This window comes from Nocardioides campestrisoli, from assembly GCF_013624435.2.
In the GTDB taxonomy this organism is placed as follows: domain Bacteria; phylum Actinomycetota; class Actinomycetes; order Propionibacteriales; family Nocardioidaceae; genus Nocardioides; species Nocardioides campestrisoli.
This window is the reverse complement of sequence record NZ_CP061768.1, coordinates 4,031,246-4,055,442: the sequence shown is the minus strand read 5'-3', so window position 1 is coordinate 4,055,442 and position 24,197 is coordinate 4,031,246. Positions and strand designations below refer to the sequence as shown.

27 protein-coding genes and 1 riboswitch are annotated in these 24,197 nt (G+C 72.9%); of the genes, 10 read left to right on the top strand and 17 right to left on the bottom strand.

Annotated elements, in window-relative coordinates; all coding sequences use genetic code 11:
- Window positions 1–5 precede the first annotated feature (5 nt).
- Window positions 6–362 (bottom strand): VOC family protein, encoded by a 357-nt coding sequence (locus H8838_RS19160; protein ID WP_185994290.1) that lies wholly within the window; start codon window positions 360–362, stop codon window positions 6–8.
- A gap of 186 nt (window positions 363–548) precedes the next feature.
- Between H8838_RS19160 and H8838_RS19155 the strand changes: the two genes are divergently transcribed.
- On the top strand, window positions 549–1,298 hold the full coding sequence (locus tag H8838_RS19155; protein ID WP_185994291.1) for a hypothetical protein: 750 nt from the start codon (window positions 549–551) through the stop codon (window positions 1,296–1,298).
- An 82-nt stretch (window positions 1,299–1,380) separates the two neighbouring features.
- Here H8838_RS19155 and H8838_RS19150 read toward each other — a convergent pair whose 3' ends face one another.
- Window positions 1,381–1,590 (bottom strand): hypothetical protein, encoded by a 210-nt coding sequence (locus H8838_RS19150; RefSeq protein WP_185994292.1) that lies wholly within the window; start codon window positions 1,588–1,590, stop codon window positions 1,381–1,383.
- Window positions 1,591–1,611: 21 nt separating this feature from the next.
- On the opposite strand from H8838_RS19150, the gene H8838_RS19145 reads away from it, so the two are divergent.
- Entirely contained in the window at window positions 1,612–2,070 is a 459-nt protein-coding gene (locus H8838_RS19145; RefSeq protein ID WP_224766265.1) for a DUF309 domain-containing protein, read from the top strand.
- 17 nt (window positions 2,071–2,087) lie between these two features.
- Here H8838_RS19145 and H8838_RS19140 read toward each other — a convergent pair whose 3' ends face one another.
- Together H8838_RS19140 and H8838_RS19135 are read right to left on the bottom strand one after the other, a co-directional pair.
- Entirely contained in the window at window positions 2,088–3,002 is a 915-nt protein-coding gene (locus tag H8838_RS19140) for an NAD-dependent epimerase/dehydratase family protein (RefSeq protein ID WP_185994293.1), read from the bottom strand.
- A 74-nt stretch (window positions 3,003–3,076) separates the two neighbouring features.
- Window positions 3,077–4,405: a glycoside hydrolase family 6 protein gene (locus H8838_RS19135; protein WP_185994294.1), complete on the bottom strand. Its 1,329-nt coding sequence runs from the start codon at window positions 4,403–4,405 to the stop codon at window positions 3,077–3,079.
- Window positions 4,406–4,798: 393 nt separating this feature from the next.
- Between H8838_RS19135 and H8838_RS19130 the strand changes: the two genes are divergently transcribed.
- The gene (locus H8838_RS19130; RefSeq protein WP_185994295.1) at window positions 4,799–5,161 is read left to right on the top strand and encodes an STAS domain-containing protein; all 363 of its coding nucleotides are present in this window, start codon (window positions 4,799–4,801) and stop codon (window positions 5,159–5,161) included.
- Here the strand turns inward: H8838_RS19130 and H8838_RS19125 are convergent.
- Together H8838_RS19125 and H8838_RS19120 are read right to left on the bottom strand one after the other, a co-directional pair.
- On the bottom strand, window positions 5,158–5,943 hold the full coding sequence (locus H8838_RS19125; protein ID WP_224766264.1) for a class I SAM-dependent methyltransferase: 786 nt from the start codon (window positions 5,941–5,943) through the stop codon (window positions 5,158–5,160). The genes H8838_RS19130 and H8838_RS19125 overlap by 4 nt on opposite strands.
- Window positions 5,940–6,974, bottom strand: a complete 1,035-nt coding sequence (locus H8838_RS19120) for a methylenetetrahydrofolate reductase C-terminal domain-containing protein (protein ID WP_185994296.1) — start codon at window positions 6,972–6,974, stop codon at window positions 5,940–5,942. The genes H8838_RS19125 and H8838_RS19120 overlap by 4 nt, the downstream gene beginning before the upstream one ends.
- 198 nt (window positions 6,975–7,172) lie before the next feature.
- Between H8838_RS19120 and H8838_RS19115 the strand changes: the two genes are divergently transcribed.
- The 3 genes from H8838_RS19115 to H8838_RS19105 all read left to right on the top strand — a co-directional run bounded on the left by H8838_RS19115 (window position 7,173) and on the right by H8838_RS19105 (window position 11,187).
- Window positions 7,173–8,498 (top strand): HNH endonuclease signature motif containing protein, encoded by a 1,326-nt coding sequence (locus H8838_RS19115; RefSeq protein ID WP_185994297.1) that lies wholly within the window; start codon window positions 7,173–7,175, stop codon window positions 8,496–8,498.
- Between the two features lie 85 nt (window positions 8,499–8,583).
- Complete coding sequence (locus H8838_RS19110; protein WP_181312919.1) at window positions 8,584–9,516, top strand: helix-turn-helix domain-containing protein; 933 nt, start codon at window positions 8,584–8,586, stop codon at window positions 9,514–9,516.
- Window positions 9,517–9,594: 78 nt separating this feature from the next.
- Window positions 9,595–11,187, top strand: a complete 1,593-nt coding sequence (locus H8838_RS19105) for a S8 family peptidase (RefSeq protein WP_181312920.1) — start codon at window positions 9,595–9,597, stop codon at window positions 11,185–11,187.
- A 54-nt stretch (window positions 11,188–11,241) separates the two neighbouring features.
- Here H8838_RS19105 and H8838_RS19100 read toward each other — a convergent pair whose 3' ends face one another.
- The 7 genes from H8838_RS19100 to H8838_RS19070 form a co-directional block, all read right to left on the bottom strand.
- On the bottom strand, window positions 11,242–12,078 hold the full coding sequence (locus H8838_RS19100) for an NAD(P)H-binding protein (RefSeq protein WP_185994298.1): 837 nt from the start codon (window positions 12,076–12,078) through the stop codon (window positions 11,242–11,244).
- Window positions 12,079–12,110: 32 nt separating this feature from the next.
- Window positions 12,111–12,485, bottom strand: a complete 375-nt coding sequence (locus tag H8838_RS19095) for a PaaI family thioesterase (protein WP_181312922.1) — start codon at window positions 12,483–12,485, stop codon at window positions 12,111–12,113.
- A 35-nt stretch (window positions 12,486–12,520) separates the two neighbouring features.
- The gene (locus H8838_RS19090) at window positions 12,521–14,146 is read right to left on the bottom strand and encodes a hypothetical protein (protein WP_185994299.1); all 1,626 of its coding nucleotides are present in this window, start codon (window positions 14,144–14,146) and stop codon (window positions 12,521–12,523) included.
- 179 nt (window positions 14,147–14,325) lie between these two features.
- Window positions 14,326–14,691 (bottom strand): VOC family protein, encoded by a 366-nt coding sequence (locus H8838_RS19085; protein WP_185994300.1) that lies wholly within the window; start codon window positions 14,689–14,691, stop codon window positions 14,326–14,328.
- Window positions 14,692–14,724: 33 nt separating this feature from the next.
- Window positions 14,725–15,786: an alpha/beta fold hydrolase gene (locus tag H8838_RS19080; RefSeq protein WP_185994301.1), complete on the bottom strand. Its 1,062-nt coding sequence runs from the start codon at window positions 15,784–15,786 to the stop codon at window positions 14,725–14,727.
- Window positions 15,786–17,171, bottom strand: a complete 1,386-nt coding sequence (gene glnT / locus H8838_RS19075; RefSeq protein ID WP_185994302.1) for a type III glutamate--ammonia ligase — start codon at window positions 17,169–17,171, stop codon at window positions 15,786–15,788. Before glnT ends, H8838_RS19080 begins: the two co-directional genes overlap by 1 nt.
- A 145-nt stretch (window positions 17,172–17,316) precedes the next feature.
- Window positions 17,317–17,865, bottom strand: a complete 549-nt coding sequence (locus H8838_RS19070) for a hypothetical protein (protein WP_185994303.1) — start codon at window positions 17,863–17,865, stop codon at window positions 17,317–17,319.
- 99 nt (window positions 17,866–17,964) lie between these two features.
- On the opposite strand from H8838_RS19070, the gene H8838_RS19065 reads away from it, so the two are divergent.
- The 3 genes from H8838_RS19065 (at window position 17,965) to H8838_RS19055 (ending at window position 21,192) form a co-directional block, all read left to right on the top strand.
- Window positions 17,965–18,708: a TetR/AcrR family transcriptional regulator gene (locus H8838_RS19065; RefSeq protein WP_224766263.1), complete on the top strand. Its 744-nt coding sequence runs from the start codon at window positions 17,965–17,967 to the stop codon at window positions 18,706–18,708.
- Window positions 18,709–18,834: 126 nt separating this feature from the next.
- Entirely contained in the window at window positions 18,835–20,142 is a 1,308-nt protein-coding gene (locus H8838_RS19060) for an ammonium transporter (protein ID WP_185994305.1), read from the top strand.
- Between the two features lie 174 nt (window positions 20,143–20,316).
- Window positions 20,317–21,192, top strand: a complete 876-nt coding sequence (locus H8838_RS19055) for an alpha/beta hydrolase (protein WP_185994306.1) — start codon at window positions 20,317–20,319, stop codon at window positions 21,190–21,192.
- On the opposite strand, the gene H8838_RS19050 is transcribed toward H8838_RS19055, so the two are convergent.
- The 3 genes from H8838_RS19050 to H8838_RS19040 all read right to left on the bottom strand — a co-directional run bounded on the left by H8838_RS19050 (window position 21,176) and on the right by H8838_RS19040 (window position 22,257).
- The gene (locus H8838_RS19050) at window positions 21,176–21,490 is read right to left on the bottom strand and encodes a DMT family transporter (protein ID WP_181312931.1); all 315 of its coding nucleotides are present in this window, start codon (window positions 21,488–21,490) and stop codon (window positions 21,176–21,178) included. The genes H8838_RS19055 and H8838_RS19050 overlap by 17 nt on opposite strands.
- 11 nt (window positions 21,491–21,501) lie before the next feature.
- Window positions 21,502–21,565: riboswitch (guanidine-III (ykkC-III) riboswitch) on the bottom strand.
- A 30-nt stretch (window positions 21,566–21,595) separates the two neighbouring features.
- Entirely contained in the window at window positions 21,596–21,979 is a 384-nt protein-coding gene (locus tag H8838_RS19045) for a VOC family protein (RefSeq protein ID WP_185994307.1), read from the bottom strand.
- Window positions 21,976–22,257, bottom strand: coding sequence for an ArsR/SmtB family transcription factor (locus tag H8838_RS19040; RefSeq protein WP_185994308.1), 282 nt, complete (start codon window positions 22,255–22,257; stop codon window positions 21,976–21,978). The genes H8838_RS19045 and H8838_RS19040 overlap by 4 nt, the downstream gene beginning before the upstream one ends.
- 108 nt (window positions 22,258–22,365) lie before the next feature.
- On the opposite strand from H8838_RS19040, the gene H8838_RS19035 reads away from it, so the two are divergent.
- Window positions 22,366–23,622, top strand: coding sequence for a hypothetical protein (locus tag H8838_RS19035; RefSeq protein WP_185994309.1), 1,257 nt, complete (start codon window positions 22,366–22,368; stop codon window positions 23,620–23,622).
- 34 nt (window positions 23,623–23,656) lie between these two features.
- Here the strand turns inward: H8838_RS19035 and H8838_RS19030 are convergent, their stop codons facing one another.
- Window positions 23,657–24,190 carry a MarR family winged helix-turn-helix transcriptional regulator gene (locus H8838_RS19030; protein ID WP_185994310.1) on the bottom strand — a complete coding sequence of 178 codons (534 nt, stop codon included), beginning with the start codon at window positions 24,188–24,190 and terminating at the stop codon, window positions 23,657–23,659.
- Window positions 24,191–24,197: the final 7 nt, after the last annotated feature.

The window sequence follows — 24,197 nt, the reverse complement described above, 5'->3', positions numbered from 1 at the left end:
CGCCGCTACGAGAGCTGCTGCTCGCTGAGCACGCAGAACTCGTTGCCCTCCGGGTCGGCCAGCACCACCCACGCCACGTCCCCCTGGCCGATGTCGACGCGGCGGGCGCCGTGGGCCAGCAGCCGCTCGACCTCGGCCGCCTGGTCGTCGGGACGGAAGTCGAGGTGGAGGGGACTCTTGCCCTTCCTGCTCCCCGCGGCCGGGATGAAGTCGATCCCCGGCAGGCGATCGGGCTCCGGGCGGATCTCGAACTCGTCGGCGGAGGAGTAGACGACCACCCACCCCAGCGCGTCCGCCCACCACTGGCCCAAGGCCGCGGGGTCCGCGGCCTCGACGATCACCTGCTCCCATGCCAAGCCCATCGGGGGACCGTAGCCCGCGGTGGCCATGACGTCCACGCCTTTGCGGGCTTCCGCGCCAAGCGCCGTAAACGAAAAGAAAGTCGAAAACCTCCGGTTTCTCGTGCCTATTTCTGGGTAGACGGTGCTGTGCCCGGCCGATCCTTCGGCCGGCTCTACTCATCACGACTTTCCCGAGGAGTCACACACATGCGCAGGACCGCTCGTCTCGCCACCGCCGCCGTCGCGTCGCTGGCCCTGGCCTTCCCCGTCGCCGCCGTCACCGCCACCAGCGCGTCGGCCGCGCCGGCGAACGGCAGCGCCACCGCCGCCGACGCGAGCACCGACGTGCTCGCCCGCAAGGCGAAGAAGAAGATCAAGCTGAAGAAGGCCAAGCCCGGCACCCACTACGGCCTGGCCGGCAACAAGATCACCGCCCAGGTGCGCGGCAAGGGCAAGGTGACGTTCACCGTCAACGGCACCAAGGTGAAGAAGAAGATCAAGAAGGGCAAGGCCAGCTTCCGGCTCCCCGCCGAGCTCGGCCCGGGCACCTACAAGGTCAAGGCGAAGTACAAGAAGTCCAAGGGCACGATCAAGACGATCGTGTGGGACTCCGCCCTCAACGTGAACGAGGCGAACTTCACCATCTCGCTGTCCACCCCGAGCTACGACTACCCCGACATGGTCGGCACGGTGAAGTTCAAGGGCAAGACGCCCAACACCGGGTACGTCGACATCTACCGCGACGGCAAGAACAAGGGCGGCTCCGGTTCGCCGAACTACTGCTGCATGGATGGCGTCGGTGAGGGCGGGGCGTTCTCGTTCTCCGGTTCGTACTTCCTCGGCAAGGTCGCGGAGAACGGGCCGGGCACCTACCAGTACCGCGCGTTCTACACCCCCACCTCCTCCTTCGACGAGTACATCTACTCGCAGTGGATCACCGTCACGGTCGTCCCCTGACCTGAGGAGTACGCCGCACTCGGGTGTGGTCGTGAGCGTGTCGAGGCCGTCGTCCCCTCAAGGGGCGGCGGCCTCGCCGCGTCTACGGGCGCGGCTGGTCGCCGGGGGAGCCGGCGAGCTGTGCGCGAAGGCCCGCGACCATCGCGGCGAGCTCGTCGTGCTTGGCCTCGATCGCGGCCCGGTCGCGCGCGGTCACCCGCCGGACCTGCAAGGCCAGCATCGCCTCGGCCTGGATCTCGCTGACGGAGAAGCGCTGGCTCAGCGCCGCCCCACGAGGACGAGGACGCCTCACGGCGGCCCGTAGGGTGGCGGCGTGCCCCAGGAACCGCTGAGCAGGCCCGTCGCTGCGGGAGATCGCGACCGCGACGAGGAGGGCCGCGCCCGGCAGGCCCGGCCGCGTGACGCCCTGGGTCGCCCGCTGCCCTACGGGGAGCAGGGCGTCGAGCCGATCGACGAGACCCCGCTCCCGCCGGACCAGACGCTCGCCTTCGCCCGGAGCCTGCTCGCCGAGGGACGCCCGTTCTCCGCGCACGAGGCGCTCGAGGTGCGGTGGAAGAGCTGCCCGGAAGAGGAGCGCGAGCTGTGGCAGGGCCTCGCGCAGCTCTGCGTCGGGCTCACCCACGCCGAGCGCGGCAACCACGTGGGCGCCGAGCGGCTGGTCGAGCGAGCCGCGGGGCGGCTGACGACGTACGCCGAGGGTGGCGGGCCGACGTACGGGCTGGAGCTGCGCGAGCTCGTCGGCTGCGCCCGGGAGCGCGTCCGGCAAGCCTGACCTGCGAGGCAGTCCGGTCAGACCAGCCCGTCCCGCAGCTCGGCGAGGGCGGCCGGCAGGTCGACCTTCGGCTCCCAGCCCCAGCCGTGCGCGCGGTCCGCGAGGATCCGCCCGGTCCACGCCGGGCCCTCCTCCCACACCGGCTCCACGCCGAGTGCCTCGGTCACCGTGCCGAGGTAGTCCCGCCAGGTCGCCGGTCCGGCCGCCACGTTGACCGGCGTGCAGGCCCCGACCACGGGCCCGCGCTCCGGGTCCTCGGCGTCGGCGACCAGGCCGGTGGCCACGTCGGCGGCCAACGCCGTCAGGTCGTCGACGTGCACCCAGGCGAACGAGCGCTCCGGGATCGCGTGCCGCTCCGCCTCGTCGGCCTTGATGTGGGCCGGGCGCAACGTGTTCCAGACCGAGGAGTCACCGGGGCCGAGGATCGCCGGGGGCCTCAGCAGCACCCGGGTGACCCCGTCGAGCCCGGCCAGCGCCAGGTCCAGGTCGCGCTTGATCACCGCGTAGTCGCCGGCGTCGTCGGTGGCCAGGGCGGCGTGCTCGTCGACGTCGCCCACCCCGGGTCGCCGGTCGTAGACCGCGGCCGTGGACAGGTGCACCAGCCGGGCGACCCCGGCGTCGAGCGCGGCCTCGGCGACCACGAGCGTGCCGTCGTACCCGACCGTGCGCTGGGCCTCGGCGTCCCCGTCGAGCGGGTGCACGGTGGTGACCACCGAGTCGGCACCCTCGACCATCGTGGTCGCGAAGTCCGGGTCGGTGAAGTCGCCCACCCACTCCTCGACCCCGGGCAGCCGGGGTGCCGTGCCCTCGCGGCGTACGACGGCACGCACCGTCGCGCCGCGCTCGCTCAGCGCGGAACAGACGTGACTGCCCACCAGGCCGTTGGCTCCGGTGACGACGACGACAGGCAGGGGCAGGCTGGGAGGCGTCATGGACCCACCCTGGCAGGTGCGCCCAACGATCGGCAGCCGCTGAGCGCTGCTGCACCCGAACTAGCCGCGCTCGCTCACCAGGGCGTGGTGCGCGCCATCGCCAGGGCGCGGTCCAGGACGAACGGGTCGTTCTGCATGTGCAGCCACGGGCGGCCGAACCAGAGGTAGGCGTCCACGTGCTCGGCGGCCGCGGCGGCCAGCTCCGGGCTCAGCCCCCAACGCGGGTTGGCGACGTCGACGGTCGGGGGGATGCCGAGGGTCACGCAGACGCGCTCCTGCGGGGTCCGGCACACGTTGGCGTTGTCCGGGTGGGATCCCCGCCCCAGGTTGAACTCGAACCCGCGGCCGTTGGACGAGGTATTGATGACGAAGTGCTTGCCACCGACGCCGCGGCGGGCGAGCTCGGCGACGACCTTGGTGCCGAAGGCGATGTCGTCGGGCAGGGCGACGTAGTGGGTGGAGTTGAGCGCGAACCCGCGGACCCGGTCGACGCCGGCGCGCACCAGGATCTCCGCGGCCTCCGCGGGGTTGTCCTTCGGCCAGTCGGCCGCGCCGCCGTCGATGTAGACGCTGGTGTTGGGGAGGGCGGCGAACTTCGTCGCGGCGTACTTGATCAGCTCCGACGGCAACCGGGACCCGCCGGGAGCGCAGAGCGCGAACGGTCCGTCGGGCTGCAGCACGATCGCGGCGTGGGCCGGTCCGACGCCCGCGGCGAACTCGTCGATCCAGTACTTGTAGCTGGCCTGCTCGGCCGGGGTGGGCAGCCGTCCGCACGCCGCGTGCTCCCACGGCACCATCCGGAAGACGGTCATCTGCACCAGCACGTCCGGGTCGCCGCCGGTGCTGTTGGCGATGTACGCCGCCACGTTGCCGCGGATCTCCCGGTCCGGGATCCAGGCGCCGAACCACTTGGCCTTGGGCCGCAGGGCGATCTTCGCGAGCAACTCGCGATTGACACCGGTGGAGCGCTCGTACGGCGCCCAGGCCTGGTCGCCCGGACCCTGGTAGACGCCCATCCGGTGCCCGGCCAGCGGGTTGGCGGCGGCGGAGGCGGCTGCGGCCTTCGCCTGCTTCTTGGCCTTCTTGCGTGCCTTCTTCTTCGCCTTCTGGCGGGCCTCCTGCTTGGCCTGCTTGGCCGCGAGCTGACGCGCCTCGGCCTCGGCCCGCTTCTCGGCGCGCCGCTCCCGGCGTTCGGCCCGGCGCTCCGCCTTCTCCTCGGCGTCGGCCTCGGCGACGGTGCCGGAATCCTGCCCCGGGTCGGTCGCCCTGGTCTCGGAGGTGGGCAGCCAGTCCGCCGGGAGGTTCGTCAGGGCTGCGACCAGGCCGATCGCCGCCAGCAGCGAGACGAGGACGATCACGGCGCGGCGGACCAGCGTCTCGCGACGGTCGGCGGTGTGCGGCACGGGACTCCCAGCAGTGGTGACGGTGCGCCTCGCGAGGCGTGCCGCGCTCCCTCCCAGCGCAGCGGCGCCCGCCAAGGTTCGCACGCCGGAGCGCTCGGCGCACCCCCGTCGCCCAAGCCGCCGCCCTCGACCGCATGGGGGCGTTTCCACCCGCCGGCCGACGTACGAGATCCGCGCGGGTGTTGTGAGCCGGGATCCGCCGACCTACTGTCGAACGGACCGGGTCCTCACCGATCTCCGCATCCAGCGGCGGCAGGCCCGGCGAACAAGCAACGCGGGAACGAGCCCCGGCTCCCCCGAGAACCTGGTGTCTGCATCCTGACAGCTACTCCGTCGCCCTGCTCCTCCGCTTCGTACAGCACCTCCGGCTCGTCCGGCTCTGCCCTGCGGTGCGTGCCGGAGCCGTTCTCCGTCGAGGTCTCCCGACCCACTCCGCACCTCGTCGCCGTGACGCCGTCCGGTGAGGCCGACCTCGCCGCCGTGCCCGCGCTCCTGGCTGCACTGACCAACGCCGCCGACGAGGGCGCCGCGCACGTGCTCGTCGACCTCGACGCGCTGACCTTCTTCGACGCCAGCACGCTGGGGCTGCTCGTGCTCGCCGGCCACCGCGCCGCCGGGGACGGCAGCACGTTCCGGGTCCGGTGCGCCAGCCGCTCCGGCCGCCGACTCTTCGCGCTCACCGGCCTGGGTCGACTCCTGGAACCGACGACGCTGCCGGGCCCCGGGCTGCCGCCCTCCGCCTCGCGCGCCGCCTAGTTCTTCGTACGTCGGGCGCTGATCAGCACGCCCACCACCAGGCCGTCACCGATCAGTCCGCCGATCGTCTCCTGCTGGGCCTGCGCGCGCTGCCACCGCTCGTCGTCCCCGTGCCGACGGGCCACGACCTCCTCGACCCGGTCCGCGGCCGCGTCCCAGTCGTCGGGGGAGCCGGGCAGGTCCGGGAGCGGCGTCTCGTCGAGGACCTCCAGCCCGGTCGCGCTCAGCTCGGCCAGCAGCTCCTCGCGGCTCGGGAACGCGTTGCCGTCGGGCTGGTCCGGCAGCTCGTCGACGGCCCGGGTGAAGACGAGCAGCCCGACGGGGCCGCCGGGCACGACCGCACGGCGCAGCTGCGCCAGGTAGCCGCGCTTGTCCTCGATCGTGCAGAGCACGCCCAGCGACCAGGCCGCGTCGAAGGTCTCGTCCGCGAACGGCAGCGCTAGGCCGTCGGAGACCACGACCGGGTGGTCGAAGAGCCGCCGGGCCGCCTGGCAGGCGCCCTCCATCGGCTCGGCCAGCGTGGGGCGCACGCCGTAGGAGCGGGCGGCGTACTCCGCCGGGCCGCCGACCCCGGCGCCCGAGTCGAGGAGCCGGGTGCCGGAGGTCAGTCCCATCGAGCGGGCCAGCCAGTCGAGGCCCGCCGGGCTGCCGCTGCCCCGGCAGGCGGCCGGGAGGGCGTGGTCCTCGCCGAGCTCGGCCACCGCGGACGCCGTCCACCAGGCGACGGTGTCGAACTCGTCGGCCATCGACTCCGGGGTCTCCTCGGATGCTGAGTCGCTCATCGGTCCTCCCGGATTCGTCTGCCCACCTCGGCCTTGACCTGCGCGCCGACCATCGGGCCATCGCCGGAGCCGAGCCCGGAGAGGTTGACCCCCGCCACGCCCTCGATCGCCAGCATCGCCCGCGCCTCGCTCAGCGCGTGCTCGATGCCCGCCGTGCGTACGTCATCGGCGGCCAGTACCCGTTCGACCTGCTGCTCATCGAGGTGCAGGCCGGGGAAGTTCTGCAGCACCCGGGCGGAGCGCTCGTCGGTGTAGACCGCGACCCCGGCGAGCACCGGGATGGTCAGGCCGAGCCCGCGCGCGGCCGTCACGAACGCCGCCACCTCGGCCGCGCCGCCCACGTGGTTGAGCACGGCCAGGTGTGCGCCGGCGCGCTGCTTCTCCACCAGCCGTGCGGGCCGCAGGTGCCGGGGCGCCGCGGCCGGAGCCTCGGGCACGGCCACCGCGTGGCCGGACGCCGCGGCCATCGCGGCCAGCCGGGTCCCGTCGAGGTCGAAGACCTGGCTGACCCCGGGGCGCATCCCCTGGGCGCGGATGTCCCCGGTCACGCAGAGCACCCCGTCGGCGCCCGCGACCGCGAGCCCGGCGAGCTCCTGCTCCAGCACCACCCGGTTGCGGTCGCGGCAGGCGAGCGTCACCCACGGCACGCCACCGGCGTCGGCGACCAGCGCCGCCATCAGCGCGGGCGGGAAGTCGGGGCGGTTCTGGTGCTCGCCGACCAGCACCGCGTCGCACGAGCCGGCGAGCGTGCGGACCACCGCGGCCAGCCCGGCGGCGTCGTACGCCGGGATGGTCAGGTCGGTGAGCACCACCGGGCCGTCGGCCGCGGCGCTGAGCAGCGCGCTCTGCGGGACGCCTGCGGCGGCTGGCGGCTCGGCCCACCGGACGAGGTCAGCGTCAGGGCCGGCGAACGGGCACGGGCGCGCGTCGAGCTCGCAGGTGTCGTCGTCGCGTACGCCGCCGCACGGGCCGTAGGTCATCTTCTTCGGGCAGCCGGTGAGCTCGGCCAGGTCCTGCGGGGTCGCGCTCATGGCGCCTCGCGGAGGCGGGCGGCCGGGCGGGTGCAGGGCATTCCACGACTGTAGAGGAGGTCCACGCAATCATATTTTCGAACATACGTTCATCATGCGAGATGAGAGGGGCCGAAGGGCGCCGGAATGTCGGTGGGGGTGGGTTGACTCGTGGTCGACGGGGTGGGCATCCCGTCACGATGACGACGGGGGTCGGGCATGGCGGAGCACGTGGAACAGGCGCACCCGATCACTCGTGCGTGCACGTGGATCGACGAGGCGCTGAGCCTCGCCTCCACCGTGGACCCCGGTGGCCTGAGCGGTCAGGCGCACCGGGACGCCCTGCTGCACCTGACCAGCCTGGGCGACCGCTTGGAGTCGCTGCGAATGCGGGTCATCCACGCCGCCGGCCGACCGGGCGGGGTCGCGGAGGACGACGGGGCGAGGTCGCCCGCGTCCTGGTTGGCGGCGCGGACCCGGTCCGGGTTCGGCCCAGCGCGGGCGGCGGAGAAGCTCGCGGAGGCGGTGGCGAACCGGTGGCGGCTGGTGGGCGCTGGGCTTGAGGCTGGCCGGGTCAATGTGCCGCAGGCGCGGGTGATCGTGAAGGTGTTGGACGCGTTGGTGGTGGACCCGGTGCCTGGGGAGGAGGTGAGCCCGGAGGTGTTGGCGCTGGCGGAGGCGCATCTGGTGGAGCAGGCGGGGGTGTTCGATCCGGGGCAGCTGGAGCGGTTGGGCGCGAAGATCCTCGAGGTGGTGGCCCCGGAGACCGCCGACGAGCACGAGCGGCGGGTGCTGGAGCGGGCCGAGCGGAGGGCGCAGGCCGCGACCCGGTTGACGTTCCGCCGCCGTGGGGATGGTGCGACCGATGTGGTGGCTCGGGTCCCGGACCACGTGGCGGCGCGGCTCAAGACGTATCTGGAGGCGTGGACGTCACCGCGGCAGGACGCCTCCGCCGAGGCAGGTGCGGCGACCCCGTTCGGTGGGTTCGCTCAACGGGATCCGGCGACCGGGGTGCGGTTGCCGCAGGAGCGGTTGCGGGGGCAGGCGTTCTGCGCGTTCCTCGAGGCCGCGGACCCGACCCGGATGCCGGTCCACGGGGGCGGGGCGACTCGCGTGGTCGTCACCATCGGGCTCGCCGAGCTGCGCAGCGAGCTGGGGCTCGGCACGATCATCAGCAACGGCGAGTCGGTCACCTCGATCACCGCCGCCGAGGCCCGACGGCTGGCCTGCCAGGCTGGGATCATCCCCGCGGTGCTGGGCTCGGACTCGGTGCCGATGGACCTGGGCCGGTCGTCGCGGTTCTTCACCCCCGGGCAGCGGCTCGCGAAGTCCCTGACCCACCTGGTCTGCGCGGCCGAGGGCTGTTCTGTCCCCTCGACCTGGTGCGACGGGCACCACGGCCGGGACCCGTGGGGTGCCGGCGGCGGCTCGGACCTCGCCGACCTCACCTTCCTCTGTCCGTGGCACCACCAACGGGCCCACGACAACGGCTACACGACGAAGACACTCCCGAACGGCGACGTCCGGTTCACCAGGCGCACGTAGACCGGGCACTCCCAGTTGGCCGCTCACCCGAGTGAGCGGACGCGCGTTGTTGCGGGCGTACCGACCACCGGTCTCTAATGTGCGGGTGTCAGTCCCGGCAGGCAGCTTCGCCGAGGCGCTGCGCAACGCCATCGACCGGCGTGGACTGGGACTCGAGCGGATCCGCGACCACCTGCAGCAGCGGGGCGTGACGATCAGCGTCGCCACCTTGAGCTACTGGCGCTCGGGGCGCAGCCGACCGGAGCGCAAGAGCTCCCTGGAGGCCCTGCCCCACCTCGAGGAGGTGCTCGGCCTCCCGCCCGGTGCGCTGCACGCCGTCCTCGCCCGGCCCGCGCCGGGACACCCGCGCGACCTCCAGCCGAGCGTCGACACCCTGTGGCCGGAGACGCCCCAGGCGCGGGTGCTCAGCCGGCTCGACACCCGATGGGACACCGAGCTCGACCGGATCAGCGTCCACGACCGACTGGTGCTGGGCCCGGACCGGCGGCTGGTCTCCCTGACCGCCCGACAGGTCCTGCGCGCACGGGTCGACGGGCCGGACCGCCGCGTGGTGATGCACAGCTTCGACGACGCCGAGGCCCACCTGCCCGAGATCGCGGTGCTGCGCGGCTGCCGGCTCGGCGACGTCGCCGGCGAGCCCGAGAGCGGCGTGCTCGGCGCCGAGCTGGTCTTCCACCGACCGCTGCTCCGCGGGGAGACGGTGGTCGTCGAGTACGAGCTGCGCCCGGAGGTGCTGGGCTCCTACGAGACGTCGTACGGCCGGTGGCTGCGGCTGCCGATCTCCGACTACCTGCTGGAGGTCGAGTTCCACCCCGACGCCCGGCCCGTCTCCTGCCACACCCTCGGGACCAAGGGGGAGCAGGTCGACCTCACGCTCGACCCGACCCACCGGGTGCACGTGGTCGCGACCGGCTGCCAGCCCACCACGGAGATCACCTGGACCTGGGAGCAGGGCCACGAGCAGCAGGACAGCACGCAGCAGGACGTCAGCAACTGCCCTCGGGCTGTTAACAGTTAACGGTGCCGTTGACCTTGTGACCGAGCCCCGGGCGGGACGACGCTCTTCGCGTCTGTTCCATTCTCGGGAAGGATCCACATGTCCACACGCACGCTCCGCCACGGTCTCCTGGCCGCGGCCACGGGGGTCAGCCTCGGTCTGGTGCCACTCGCCGCGACCGCCGCCGTCTACCCGGGCACCACCGTTGCCGTCGCGCCCCCCGCCGACGGCCCGGCCCCCGTTCTGGGCAACGCCGCCAACGACCGCTACATCGTCGTCTTCGAGGACGGAGTGAGCGCCACCAAGGTGGACAACGTCCGTGGCAAGGTCCGTACCCAGGGAGCGAAGGTCACCCACACCTACCGCAACGTCCTCGACGGCTTCGCCGCGAAGCTCTCCGACGAGGCCCTCGAGACGTTGCGCGCCGACCCGCGCGTCGCCTACATCGAGGCCGACCGGCCGGTCACCCTCAACGAGACCCAGTCGCCCGCGACCTGGGGCATCGACCGGATCGACCAGCGGAACCTTCCGCTCAACAACTCCTACACCTACAACACCTCGGGCGCCGGGGTGACGGCGTACATCATCGACACCGGCATCCGCTCCACCCACGCCGAGTTCAGCGGCCGGGTCCGCACCGGCTACACCGCGATCAACGACGGCCGCGGCACCACCGACTGCAACGGTCACGGCACCCACGTGGCGGGCACCGTCGGCGGCGAGACGTACGGCGTCGCGCAGGACGTCGCCCTCGTCCCGGTCCGCGTGCTCGACTGCAACGGCAGCGGCAGCAACTCCGGCGTCATCGCCGGCGTCGACTGGGTGACCAGCAACCACGCGGCCGGCGCCCCCGCCGTCGCCAACATGAGCCTGGGCGGCGGTGTCTCCACCGCGCTCGACTCCGCGGTCAGCCGCTCCATCGCCGACGGCGTCACCTACACGCTGGCCGCCGGCAACGACTCGGGCGCCAACGCCTGCAACGGGTCGCCCAGCCGGGTCGCCGCCGGACTCACCGTCGGGTCCTCGACGAGCACGGACGCACGGTCGAGCTTCTCCAACATCGGCACCTGCGTCGACCTGTTCGCCCCGGGCTCCAGCATCACCTCCGCCTGGATCAGCAGCGACTCCTCGACCAACACGATCAGCGGGACGTCGATGGCGGCCCCGCACGTGGCAGGCGCCGCGGCGCTCTACCTGCAGGCCAACCCGAGCGCCTCGCCGGCCACGGTCAGCAGCGCGATCAACTCCTCGGCCACCACCGGGGTGCTGAGCAACGTCGGCACGGGCTCGCCCAACCGGCTGCTCTACATCGGCACCGGCGGCGCCAACCCCACGCCGACCCCGACGCCCACTCCGACGCCGACGCCGACGCCGTCCGCCTGCTCCAGCCTGCCGGAGACGGCGAGCGGCTCGCTGAGCGGGACGGGTGACTTCGACCGGTTCCCCGGCTCCAGCGGCAGCTTCACCGCCGTCGCCGGCACCCACATCGGCTGCCTCGACGGGCCGTCGGGTGTCGACTTCGACCTCTACCTGGAGCGCTGGAACGGCTCCTCGTGGACGGTCGTCGCCCGCGGCATCACCAGCTCCGCGGACGAGCGGGTCACCTACACCGGGACGGCGGGCACCTACTCCTGGCGAGTGGTCTCCTACCGCGGTAGCGGCTCCTACGGGTTCGGCTTCGACCGACCCTGACACGTACGACGGTCCCCGCGGTGCTGCACCGCGGGGGCCGTCGTCGCGTCCGGTTCAGGCAAGGTCGGTGGCGGCCAGGAACTCCGCCAGGCCGCGCGCCGGGCGGCCGGTCACCCGAGCCACGGTGTCGGTGACCGTCGCGAAGCTGCCGGCGTGCACCCGCTCGAACGTCACCCGGGTGAGCTCGCGCTCGAACCCGTCGGTGCCGGCCAGCTCGTCCTCCACGGTGGTCTCCCGGTGTGCGACCGGCGCCCCCAGCGCGTCAGCCAGCAGCGCCGCGGTCCGCGGCAGGGAGAGCGCCTCCGGGCCGGTGATCTCGTGGACCTGCCCGGTGTGCCCCTCCTCGAGCAGCGCCCGCTCGGCCACGGCGGCGATGTCACCGGTGTCGATCCAGGCCACGGACCGGCCACCGCTGGAGTACGGCAGCTCGCCGCTCTCCGCGAGCCGGCCGCCGTAGAAGCGCGGGTCGGTGAAGACCTGCATGAACCAGCTCGGGCGCAGGATCGTCCAGTCGCGTTCGCTCGCGCGCACGGCGCGCTCGACGCGGGGCGCCCAGCCGTCGGGGCCGGTGTGGTCGGCGTCCTGCTCCGACAGCAGCACGACCCGGGTGGCAGGGGCCGTGGCCTCGAGCAGGGAGGAGACCAGCTCGGGGGCGTCCGCGCGGTCCGGGCGCACGAGGTAGAGGGCGTCGACCCCCTCGGTGGCCGCGCGCCACCCGGCCGGCTCGTCCCAGGAGAAGGCGGTCGGCCGGACGCCGGGGACGGTCACCGTCGTCGGGTCGCTGCTGCCGCCCCACACCTCGACGTCCTCGCGGGCCGAGAGCAGCCGGGCCAGCGGATCGCCGGTCTTGCCGCGGACGCCGGTCAGCAGGACGCGCGCCGCCCGTCCCATCGCGCCGCCCCTCCCATCGCGCCGTCCGCCCCTCAGCCGTCCAGCAGCGCGAAGGTGGCCAGCGCGTGCACGATCGTCTCGCCGTCCTGCTCGATCTCCGCGTCGCAGACGGTCAGGTTCTGTCCGCGCTTGCCCACCTCGGCGGAGACCACCAGCCGGCCCGGCTTGGCGGGTCGCAGGTAGGTCACGGTGAGCTGGCTGGTCGCCGTCGAGCCGCCGTCCAGGGTGCTCATGATCGCCGCGCCCATGGTCGTGTCGACCAGGGTCGCCAGCATCCCGCCGTGCACGGCCCCGGCGTGGTTGGCGTGGCGCTCGTCGACGTCGACGACGAGCGTCGCCCTGCCGTCGGTGGCGTCGGGGGTGCGAGCGTCGATGAGCGAGAGGAATCCCTGGGGGTCGTCTGTCATGACCGACCGGTACCCGTGGCGCGGCGACCGCATCCTCACCGGCAGCGGCGACGGACCTCCGCGTCGCAGTGGTCCCGGACGCCGGTCACCCGGTCGGACCGGCCGTCGGCACGGTCGCGCCCGGGTCCTCCGACCAGCCGGTCGCCGCGCCGGGCCCACGTGGTGCCTCGCAGGTCGTCGTTGCCCGGCCCGCCGAACGCGACGGCGCGGCGCGAGGGGTCGCTGGGCTTGCTCCACGGCCACCGTCCTGACGGAGCGTGGAGGCTGACGATGTCGGCCCCGGACCCGAGACGTACGAGCAGGTCCAGTCCGTGGACGCGGACCCCGTCCTCCCCAGCACCGCCGTCGACGCGCACCTTGTCGCCCGAGCCCAGGACCGTGTCGTCTCCCGGGCCGGCGTGCACCCGGACCGAGTCACCCCACGCGCCATCGACGTCGTCGTCACCGGCCCCCGCACGCACCGTCACCCGCTCGGCGCGGGCCGCGATCCAGTCGTCGGCGTCGGTCCCCACGACCGTGACCTGTCCGCCGTCCGTCCGGCTGAGCGGCTCCACGCGCTCGATCCCGCGGAAGGGGGCGGTGGTGCCGTCGCAGCTGATCTCCCCGGCGAGGCGGATGGTCAGGTCGCGGCACCCGGTCCGGAAGCCGGCATAGTCGACGCCGGGGCCGCCGTCCATCGAGCGGAACCGCAGTCCCTCGCTGTAGCCGAACCGTCCCGAGCCCGACAGGGAGTCGTTCCCGGCACCGAACCGGAGGTCGCCGAACATCCCGCCGTAGAACGTGAGGGTCTCGTCCGCGTCGGAGCCCTGGAACGAGACCGGCAGCGGCCACCTGCGGCCCTCGGTGCCCAGCACGAAGCGCGAGACCTGGCCCTGCCAGGCCAGCACCTGCGTGCCGGCCACCGACGCGCGCCGCGCCACGTTGTCGATCAGGACCTCTCCCGCGGTCAGCGGATCGGTGGCGCCGGGCCGGGGCAGGTGCAGCGACACCTCGGAGGAGCCCCCGAAGTCGATGCTCCCCTCCGGCGCCATCGCGCCGTCGTAGTGGAGCTCGGGCGTCCCGGTCCCGAACGTGATCCGGTCGGGGTTGCTCGCGCCGGGCGGTGCAGCGGACCACAGCACCTCGCCGCCCTCGTTGCCGTACTCGTCCGTGCCGCGCCCGTCGCCCATGTCGATCACGTCCCGGTGCCCGCCGGCCGGGTCGACCGCCGGCGGCTTCTCGGCGTAGTCGACGACGTCGGTGTCGGCGTACACGCTCTCGTTCATGCCGGGGAAGCTGCTGCCGGTGAAGTGGTCGTCGCCGCTGCCGAGGCCCACGGCCATGAATCCGAACGAGTCCGCCAGGTTGATCACCACGTCGTCGCCCGGGCCGGCGTTGAGGAAGCCCGACGAGGGGACGATGTCGCGGCCGGCCTGCACCCACCCGAGGTCGAGGCAGATGGTGTCGTCGCCCCCCAGGGCGTCGAACGTGTTCCAGTCCAAGGGCTTCATCGCGACCACGTCGTCTCCCTCGGTGCCCTGCCGGACCCGCGTGCTGGCGACGATGGTGACCGGTTTGCCGGCACAGATGGACGCCGCGGGGCGCTCGGACGCGGAGCCGGACGCCGAGCCGGGCGCCCCCGCCGCAGGAGCAAGGACTACGCCCGGTGCGGAGCCTGCCACGACGACGAGAGCAGCCAGCGCGGTCGCCGAGGACCGCAGGACGAGGACAGGTCGGACTCGCTTCACAAGGACCCCCGTGGTCGTTCGTGCCGCGCGCCAGACGCGGGGCGCCTCATGGGAGCACGCCGCGACACCGGCGGCCAACGGGCCCGCCCGAGGAATGGACCAGGGCCTCAGCCTCAGGTCGCGGAAGCCTCCGCCTCCTCCTGGCCGGCCACGCAGAACTCGTTGCCGTCGGGGTCGGCCAGCGTGACCCACCGGAACGAGTCGTCGCCACGTCGCTCGACGAGCGTGGCCCCCGCGCCGAGCAGCCGGTCGACCTCGGCGTCGAGGTCGTCGGCGGTCAGGTCGAGGTGGATCTTGTTCTTGCCCGGCGTCGGGTCGTCGACCTGCTGGAAGGCCAGCGTCACCGGACCGCCGGTGACCAGCAGGAAGGAGCCGTCGTACGGGTCGGCGACCTCGCCGCCGACCTGGTCGGCCCACCAGCGCGCGAGCGGCGCCGGGTCGAGGGCGTCGAAGTTGACCATGCCGAGTCGAAGAGTCATGACCAGAACGTAGCGGCGCGGTTCCCGAGCGGGCTACCCCTCCATGAGCTCGCGCACGGCCGCGGCGATGGCCGCGGTCTCCGTCTCCCGTACGCCGGGTCGCCCGGCCACGTGCCCCAGCTCGGAGTCCAGCGGGCGCAGCTCGGCGCCCGGGACCAGGCTCGCCTCGACGGCCGAGTCCGCGACGGTGAAGTACATGTCGGTGGTCGAGGGCATCACGATCGTCCGGGCAGTGATCGAGCCCAGCGCCGCGTCGTAGCCGCCCGGTCGTTCCCGGCCGACGTCTCCGGAGAGCCAGGTGTCCATCATCGCCAGCAGGTCGTTCGCGTCGCGGGCGGCGTGGTCGAGCGCCCAGTCGCGCAGGACGTCGTCGACCGAGGTGTAGCCGAGCGCCCGGAAGCCCCGGTCGCTGCCTTCGCCGGCGTCGAGGAAGAACTCGCGCGAGTAGGCCCAGCCTGCGTACACGGTGCCGAAGGCGCGCAGCCCGACCACCGGGGGAGCGACGTACGAGCCGTCCAGGAACGCCGGGTCGGCGACCAGCGCCGCCCGCGCCCCCTCGAGGAAGACCCGGTTGTGCGGCGAGCAGCGCGCCGCGCCGCAGATCGGGAGCAGCGCGTCGACCGCGTCGGGGTGGCTCACCGCCCACTCGTAGGCCTGCATCGCGCCCATCGACCATCCCGTCACCAGCCGGAGCCGGTCGATCCCGAGGGAGTCGAGCAGCGCCCGCTGGGCCCGGACCTGGTCGCGCACGGTGACGCGCGGGAACCGCGGCCCGGCGTACTCGTGCGGGGCGTTCGACGGGGAGGTGGAGATCCCGTTGCCCAGCATGTCGACGACGACCACGAACCACCGGTCGGTGTCGAGCACCCGGCCCGGCCCGATCCACGGCAGGTAGGAGTCGGAGGTGCCGGTGTAGTACGACGGCACCAGGACGACGTTGTCGCGTGCGGGTGCGAGCGTGCCGGCGGTCCCGTAGACCAGCTCGGCCGGCAGGCTCGCGCCCGACTCCAGGGGGAGGTCGAGCGCGAGCCGGCTGAGCCGCAGGGGTGACTGCCCAGGAGGCTGCCCAGGAGGCTGCAGAGGGAGCTGAGGCATCAGAAGAACTTCAGGTAGCGCTCGGTCTCCCAGCTCGACACGTGCGCGGTGTAGGCGTCCCACTCGCCGCGCTTGAGGTCGATGAAGGAGTTGTAGAGCGCCTCCCCGAAGACCTCGCGGGAGAGCGAGTCGGCCTGGAACTCCTCGACCGCCTCGCCCAGGTTGCGGGGGAGCATGTCGATGCCGAGCTCGGCGACCTGCGCGTCGGAGTACTCGTACATGTTCTCCCGGTGCGGGGCGCCGGGGTCGAGGTGCTCGCGCACGCCCTCCAGCCCGGCGGCCAGGATCATCGCCGCGCCCAGGTAGGGGTTGCAGCTGATGTCGGCGGCGCGGCACTCGACCCGGCCACCGGCGGACGGGACCCGGATCATGTTGGTGCGGTTGTTGTCGCCGTAGCTGACGAAGACCGGCGCCCAGGTGGAGCCGGAGGTCGAGCCCTGGCGGACCAGCCGCTTGTAGCTGTTGACGGTCGGCGCGATCACCGCGCTGATCGCCTTGGCGTGCCGCAGGATGCCGGCGATGAAGTGGTAGCCGAGCTCGGAGACGCCCACGCCGTGCGGGTCCTCGCCGGTGGCGAACAGGTTCTCTCCGGTGACCAGGTCGGCGAGCGACATGTTGAAGTGCGCGCCGGAGCCGGTGCGGTCGGCGAACGGCTTCGGCATGAACGAGGCGAAGTAGCCGTGCTTGCGGGCGATCTCGCCGGCCATCATCCGGAAGAACGTCACCCGGTCGGCCATGGTGAGGGCGTCGGAGTAGGTGAAGTCGATCTCGAACTGGCCGCGGGCGTCCTCGTGGTCGAAGGAGTAGACGTCCCAGCCGAGCTCGTCCATCGCCTCGACCAGCTCGGTGAGCCAGCCGAAGTTGTCCAGGGTGGTGGTCAGGTCGTAGCAGGGCTTCTCGGCGGTGTCGCGCTCGGAGACCTCGGCGGGGCCGGCGGGGCCGTCCTTGAGCACGAAGAACTCGGTCTCGATGCCGAGGTTGAAGGTCAGGCCCAGCTCGGCGGCGGCGTCCAGCTGGCGCTGGAGGATGTGCCGGGCGCCGGCCTCGAACGGCTTGCCCTCGGTGTAGAGCGTGGAGGGGAAGTAGGCGACGTCCTTCTTCCACGGCAGGACGAAGGAGCGCGCGAGGTCGGGGTGCGCGGCGACCTCCTCGTCGTTGATCTCCTGGGGTACGCCGTCGACGGCGGCGCCGGTGAAGAGCTCGGAGCCGCGGGCCATCTGCGGCAGGTGGCCGATCGGGACGACCTTGCCCTTGAGCCGGCCGTGCACGTCGGTGAACCCGGCCATGGCGTAGCGGACGCCAGCGGCCTCGAGCCGGGCCTGGACCTCGGCCACGTCGGGGGCGGTCGTGCTCACGGTGGCGGGGGTCTCGGTGGTGGCGCTCATGGGGGTCCTCCTGGGTGCTTTCGATGACTTATCGAAAGCATGTGGGGGAGAAGTTTCGATGGAACATCGAAAATGTTGCGCGCCCGTAAACTCTCGAGCCTCCCCGCTCTCTCGGTGCGCCCCGCCCGTCAGTGTGTTCCGCCTGTCAGTTGGCCCGGAGGATCTCGTTGGTGAACCACCCGTTCCACTCGCCGCCTCGCTCGCGGCTGCTCACCACGATGCCGACCTCCAGGTCGAGGGCCAGCTCGACCGCGTCGGGCAGCTGGCCGGGGGTCGGCTGCCAGTCGTCTCCCTGCTCCAGCCGCTCGGAGACCTCGGAGCGGACCAGAGGGCAGCAGGAGCAGACCGGGTCGTACCCCTCGACCGCGCGGGCGGTGAACGCCACGACCGGCCGACCGAAGAGCTCGCCGAGGCGTACGTCGTCGAGCTGCACGCCCGCGGTGAGCTCGTAGGGGTCGAGCATCGCCGACCACTGATAGTTCGTCGCGTAGGGCTCGAGCGGCCGAACCGTCCAGCTCGAGGGCGGAGCGCCTCGCTCGTGGACCGGCGTGCCCTGGGGCAGGCGTACCCCGTCCAGCTCACCGTGCCGCAGGGTGACGTGCAGGTGGTCGCCCTCCGAGCGGTGGACGAGCTCGAGCTCGCCCCAGCGCTCGGGTGCCGATCTGGTCAGACGGCGTACGTCGTCGGGGGTCACCTGAGCGAGGGTAGATCGTGGATGGGGCAGCATGTCGTCCCCGACGGCCGACCCCAGCAGGTCGGTGGACCGACCAGGACGAGCGAGCGGAGCACTGTCTTGACCCCCACGAGCGAGGAGCCCCGCCGTCCTGAGCCGAGTCGTGCCGAGTCGAGTCGGCGGCGCGCCGTCGGGCGGCCCCGCCGCGACGGCTCCACCGGTGGGGACCCTCAGCAGGAGATCCTGGACGCCGCCACCCGGCTCTTCGCGGAGCGCGGGTACGCCGCGACCACGATGACCGAGGTCGCTCGCGCGGTCGGCCTGGGGCAGTCGTCGGTCTACTACTGGTTCCGGTCCAAGGAGGACCTGCTGCGCGGCCTGGCCGGGGCCAACCGGCAGTCGCTGGTGGTCGCCGAGCGGTTGGCAGCGGGGACCACGCCCGCGGCCGTCCGGCTCTACGCCGTGCTGTACACCGACGTGCTGCAGATGTGCCGCGGCGCGCTCGACTTCTACGACCTCGAGCGGGTGGCTGCCGCCCAGCCCGACTCGTTCGCGGAGATCCTGGACGACTACGGGCGCCTGCGCGCGGCGATCGAGGCGGTGGTCGCAGCCGGCATGGAGTCCGGTGAGCTGCTGCCGGGGGAGCCCAGGCTGGCTACGCTCGCGTGCCTGGCGCAGACCGAGGGGATCCAGCACAGGTTCCGGACCCCGGGCCCCGACGCCGAGGGGGACGCCGCCCTGGCGGAGCCCGAGGTCGCCGCCCGGCTGGCCGCCACCACCGCGCTGCGGGCCTTGCTCGCCGACCCTGCGTCCACGCCCGAGGTCGAGGCCCGGGCGCTGGCTGAGCTCGAGCGGGAGTTTTAACCAGACCGAAACGGATTCGATGATCTATTGAAAAGACGGGCCTCCACTCTTTTCAATAACGCATCGAATCCAGCACGACCGGACCCAGCACGGTGCGTTCCCCCACCCGTACCGGAGGCGCACCCAATGGATCCCACCACCGCAGGCAACACCGCCTGGCTCCTCACCGCGGTCATCGCGGTCGTCCTCATGCTGCCCGGCCTCGTCCTCTTCTACGGCGGCATGGTCTCGCGGCGCACCACGACCAACATGATGATGATGGTCTTCGGCGGTTTCGCCGTCTGCGCCTTCATCTGGGTGGCCTTCGGCTACTCCGTGGTCTTCGGGAACTCCGTCGGCGGGGCCGGGATCATCGGCAACCCGTTCGAGTTCGCCGGCATGGGTTCGCTGCTCGTGGCCGAGGAAGGCGCGGGGCTCCCCGCGATCGGCCTGGCCACGATCCACCTCGCCTTCGCCGGACTGACCATCGGCATCGTCGCCGGCGCGGCCGCGGACCGGATGAAGTTCGGCGCCTGGATGGTGTTCGCCGCCATCTGGGTCGTGCTCTGCTACCTGCCCGTCGCGCACTGGACCTTCGCCTTCGACGCCGAGGGCTACACCGGCGGCTGGCTGGCCAACACCCTGGGCGCGGTCGACTACGCCGGCTCCACCCCGATCCACGTCAACTCCGGGATCGCGGCGCTGGCGCTGGCGATCGTGCTGGGCCGCCGGCGTACCTGGCCCGTGCAGCCCAAGGCGCACAACCTGCCGATGGTGCTCGTCGGCGTCGGCCTGCTGCTCACCGGCTGGCTCGGCTTCGACGGCTCCGCGCTCGGTGCCGCCGACAACGACGCCGCCGTGGCGATCTTCAACACCCTGGTCGCCGCCTGCGCCGGTGCCTGCGCCTGGCTGGTGGTGGAGAAGCTGCGCGACGGGCACGCCACCACGCTCGGCGCCTGCTCCGGCGCGATCGCCGCGCTGGTCGCGATCACCCCGTCCTGCGGCACGGTCTCCCCGATCGGGGCGCTCGCCATCGGCGTGCTCGCCGGCGTGGCCTGCTACTTCGCGGTCGGCCTCAAGCACCGCCTGGGCTACGACGACGCGCTCGACGTGGTCGCGCTGCACCTGGTCGGCGGCATCGTCGGCGCCCTGGCGATCGGCCTGCTGGGTCACCCGGACTCCCCGATCGGCGAGGCCGGACTGCTCTACGGCGGCAGCATCGTGCTGCTGGGCAAGCAGGTCGTCGCTCTGGTCGCCACCTGCGCGTGGACCTTCGCCCTCACCTTCGTCATCGCCACCGTGCTGCAGCGCACCATCGGCATCCGGGTGAGCGAGGCCGACGAGCGGCGCGGGGTCGACCAGGCGCTGCACGCCGAGAACGCCTACGAGGACACCGGCGAGCTGGCCCACCAGCCGCGGGGCCACGCCGAGCAGCAGCACTACCTCGAGGTCTGACCCCCGGCCTGTTCCTCCCGGATCCACTCGGATCCGCCCTACACGCCCCGCCCCGGACGGATCCCCCGCCGTCCGGGGCGGGGTCACGCCTGGGGCGCGATCCGCCCGGCCCGGTCGCCGAAACGGGCCGCCGGATGGTTGCCGTCGCGCCCGGGCGGCGCGAGCATGGAGTCGATGGATGGAGCGAGGGCGGGGACCGCGGGCGGTCGACTGCGGCGCCGCCTCGTCACGCTGGTGATCGGAGGTGTCCTGGTGGGTGGGACGGTCGCGATGCTCTGGGCTGTGCAGCGCCAGCTCGTCTACTTCCCCGACACCTCGATGGTGCCTCCGGCCGCCGAGGTGCTGCCCGGGGGTCGCGACGTGGTGCTGCGTACCGAGGACGGCCTCGAGCTCGGCGCCTGGTTCGTCCCTGCCGGGACCGGCACCGACGCCCACCCCGACAGCGGCATGGCCGTCCTGGTCGCGCCGGGCAACGGCGGCAACCGCCTGGGTCGGGTGGGGATCGCCGAGGAGCTGCGCGAGCGCGGCTTCGCCGTGCTGCTGATGGACTACCGCGGGTACGGCGGCAATCCGGGCAGCCCCTCCGAGGACGGTCTCGCGGCCGACGCGGACGCGGCCGTGGTGGCGCTCGCGGAGGCGGGCTACCCGCCCGAGCGCACGGTCTACCTCGGGGAGTCGCTGGGCTGTGCCGTGGTCGCCGCGCTCCAGGACCGGCACCGGCCCGCGGCCGTCTTCCTCCGCTCGCCGTTCACCGAGCTGGCCGACGTCGGCGCGCACCACTACCCCTGGCTGCCGGTCGGCGCGCTGCTGCGCGACCGGTTCCCGGTGGCCGACCACGTCGCGGACAGCGACGTGCCGACCACCGTGCTCTACGGCCTGCGCGACTCGGTGGTGCCCGCCGGGCTCAGCGCCGAGGTGGCGGACCAGGCGGAGCGGGCCGACGTGCTGGTCGAACGGGTCGTGCTCCCCGAGGCCGACCACAACGACCCGGTGATGTTCGGCTCCGTGGTCGCGGACGCCGTCGCGCGGCTGGTCAGTGCACGAGCTTGAGCCCGATGATGCACCCGACCAGCCCGAGCAGGAGCAGGAGCTTGACCGCGGTGACCGTCTCGGCGCCGGTGGCCATCCCGTAGGTCACGGTGAGGGAGGCGCCGATGCCGACCCAGACGGCGTACGCCGTGCCGACGGGCAGGGTGCGCAGCGCGTAGGCCAGGCCTCCCATGCTGAGCACGATCCCGACCGCGAAGACCAGGGACGGCGCCAGCCGGGTGAACCCCTCGGACTTGCTGAGGGCCACTGCCCAGACCGCCTCGAGGGCGCCGGAGAGGACGAGCACGAACCAGGCCATGTGAAGCTCCAGACGGCCGTCTTGTCGCGTTCCGGGTACGGCTCCCTCGTCCGGTGGAGCGGGTGGCTCCGCTGTCGAGTCTAGGTGGGCCGGTATGGAGTGCGGTCAGCCCTTGGCCTGGGCGAGCTGGAGCAGGTTCCCGCAGGTGTCGTCGAGGACGGCGACGAGCACCGGCCCGACGTCCGTGGGCGGCTGGGTGAAGGTGACGTCGAGACCGGTGAGCCGCGCGTGCTCGGCGTCCAGGTCGTCGACGGCGAGCGTGCACCAGGGGATGCCGTCGGCCAGCAGTGCCTCGGTGAACGGTCCTGTGGCCGGGTGCCCCTTCGGCTCCAGCGACACCTCGGTGGCGCCCTCGCCGCCCCGGACGGTGAGCCAGCGGTGCTCGCCCATCGGGATGTCCGCGGTCACCTGGAAGCCGAGCTTTCCGGTGTAGAAGTCGAGAGCACGCTGCTGGTCGTCGACGAAGATGCTGACGGTCTGGAGCTTCATGGGGTTCCCCTTCGTGGTGGCCACCGCATCGAGATCTCCTCGAGCGGGGTGGTGTCGATGGTGTGGAGCTTGTAGCGGCCCCGGCGTTCGGTCCGCACCAGGCCTGCCGACTCGAGCACGTCGAGGTGCTGCGAGACGGCCTGTCGGCTCGGGGTCAGGTCGTGCTTCATCGCCAGCCTCGAGCAGAGCTCGAAGAGCGTCTGCTCGTCCCGATCCATGAGCTCGTCCAGCAAGACGCGCCGCGTGGGATCCGCGAGCGCCTTGTAGATGTCCCCCACGCCGTAGACGTTAGGCAAGTGGTCACTTGCCTGTCAAGGGATGTGGCGTGGTCCGGGATCCCGCGTGGGACCTGTCCATGGACGCCACGGCGTGCGTTCAATATGCCTGTGGGGGACCAGGTGGAGGACGTCGAGGCAGGCGCTCGCGCGCGACGTCGCAGGCGGCAGCGCCGGGCCGCCGGGGCCGCGGCGTGCGTCGCAGTGGTGGCTGGCATCGCCTTCGGGCTTCCCGGGCTGCGCGCGGTCGTACTCGATCCGGTGGGTGAGCCGGCGACCGACCCCGTCTCCTTCCCGGGGGCGGTGTACGTCGCGGTCGAGCGGGTCGGCGACACCTGGGAGGTACGACGCAGCGACGGGACGTCCTTCCGCCTCGACCTGAAGGAGGACGGCGGGGCGGCCGCGATCTCGGTCAGCGGCGACCGCCGCTGGCTCTCCTACACCCGGCCGGCCCACTCCGGAGCGCAGTCCGGCGCCCTGCGGGACCTCCTCCTGCTCCGCGCGGACCAGGAGGAGCCGGTGTCGGCCGATCAGGTCTTCGCGACCGCGATGAGCGCGCAGCTGTGGTCGCCCGACAGCACCCGGGTGCTGGTGCCCGTGGCCGACGGCGACGTGAACCTGGTCGACACCCGGGGCGCGGTCCTGGAGCACCGGTATCCGCCCGGCGCCGTGGCGGGCTTCCTCGACGAGGAGTCCCTCGGCGTGGTCCAGGCGCAGGGGGAGCGGGGGGATGAGGGGCTCACCTGGCTGGTGACCGACCTCGCGATGGAGACCCGGAGCGTCACCGCGCTGGCGGTCGGGAGGGAGGAGCTGGCGCCGCGCGGCTGGGGACAGCTCTTCACCCGTCAGGCGTCCCTGTCGCCGGGCGGCGAGCGGGTCGCGGTGCTGCTGGGGGAGCACCCGGGGCGGCTCCGACTGCTGCTCTTCTCCACTGGGACCGGGGAGCTCCTGGACCTGCGTGACACGAGCGAACGGGAGGTCGATCTCACGTGCCCGGTGCGCTGGGAGGCGGGCGACGCCGCGCTGACCGAGGCGGCGGCGAGCTGCTGGGTGCTCACGCCGGCGGTCGGCTCCCCAGCGCCCGGCACCGATCCAGCACCCGGCACCGATCCAGTGCCCGGCTCGATGTCCGAGGTCACTCGCTGTCGCGACGTCCGACTGCCCGAAGCGGGCCTGGGCGAGGCTGACTTCAGCACGGCGGACGGTCTGCTCCAGATCAACTTCTCCGACACCCGAGGGGGCCGCTACCGCAACGTCTCCTACACGGTCCGCTACCGCGCGGACCCCACCTGCCGGACGACGCCCGCGATGGTCGAGGTGCTCGACCGGGTCGGTCCGCCGGGGTGGCGGGAAACGGCGCGGAACTGAGGCACGTTCCTGGAGCGGGAGCAGAGCGGCCCCGTCAGCAGTCGCCGGCCGCCTCGGCGCAGGCCTCGCGGCAGGCCTCGGGCGGGTCCGCGATCGCCACCGCGTGGATCGCGCGGGCGGCGTCCCCGAGCGCGGTGAGCTGCTCGGGGGTGAGGGCGTCGATCACCAGCCGGCGCGCCTCCCGCACGTGGCCGGGGACCGCCTCCTCGAGCTTGGCGAAGCCGGCGTCGGTGAGCCGCGCCTCCATCCGCCGGCCGCCGCCGGTGCAGGTACGCCGCTCGACGTACCCGCCGCGCTCCAGCCTGGTGACGGCGTGCGACAGTCGGGAGAGCGATCCCTGGGCCAACTCGGCCAGCTCGCTGAGCCCCAGGGTGCGGTCGGGCGAGTCCGAGAGGGCCGTGAGCACCTGGAACTCGTAGCCGTTGAGACCCACGTCGCGCTTGAGCTGGGCGTCGAGCGCCGGCGGCAGCACGGCGAGCAGCTGGACGAGGGCGATCCACTCGCGCTGCTGCTCCGGCGAGAGCCACGGGACCTCCCCGTGCTCGTCCGGCGTGCGCTCAGTGCTCATGCCCCCA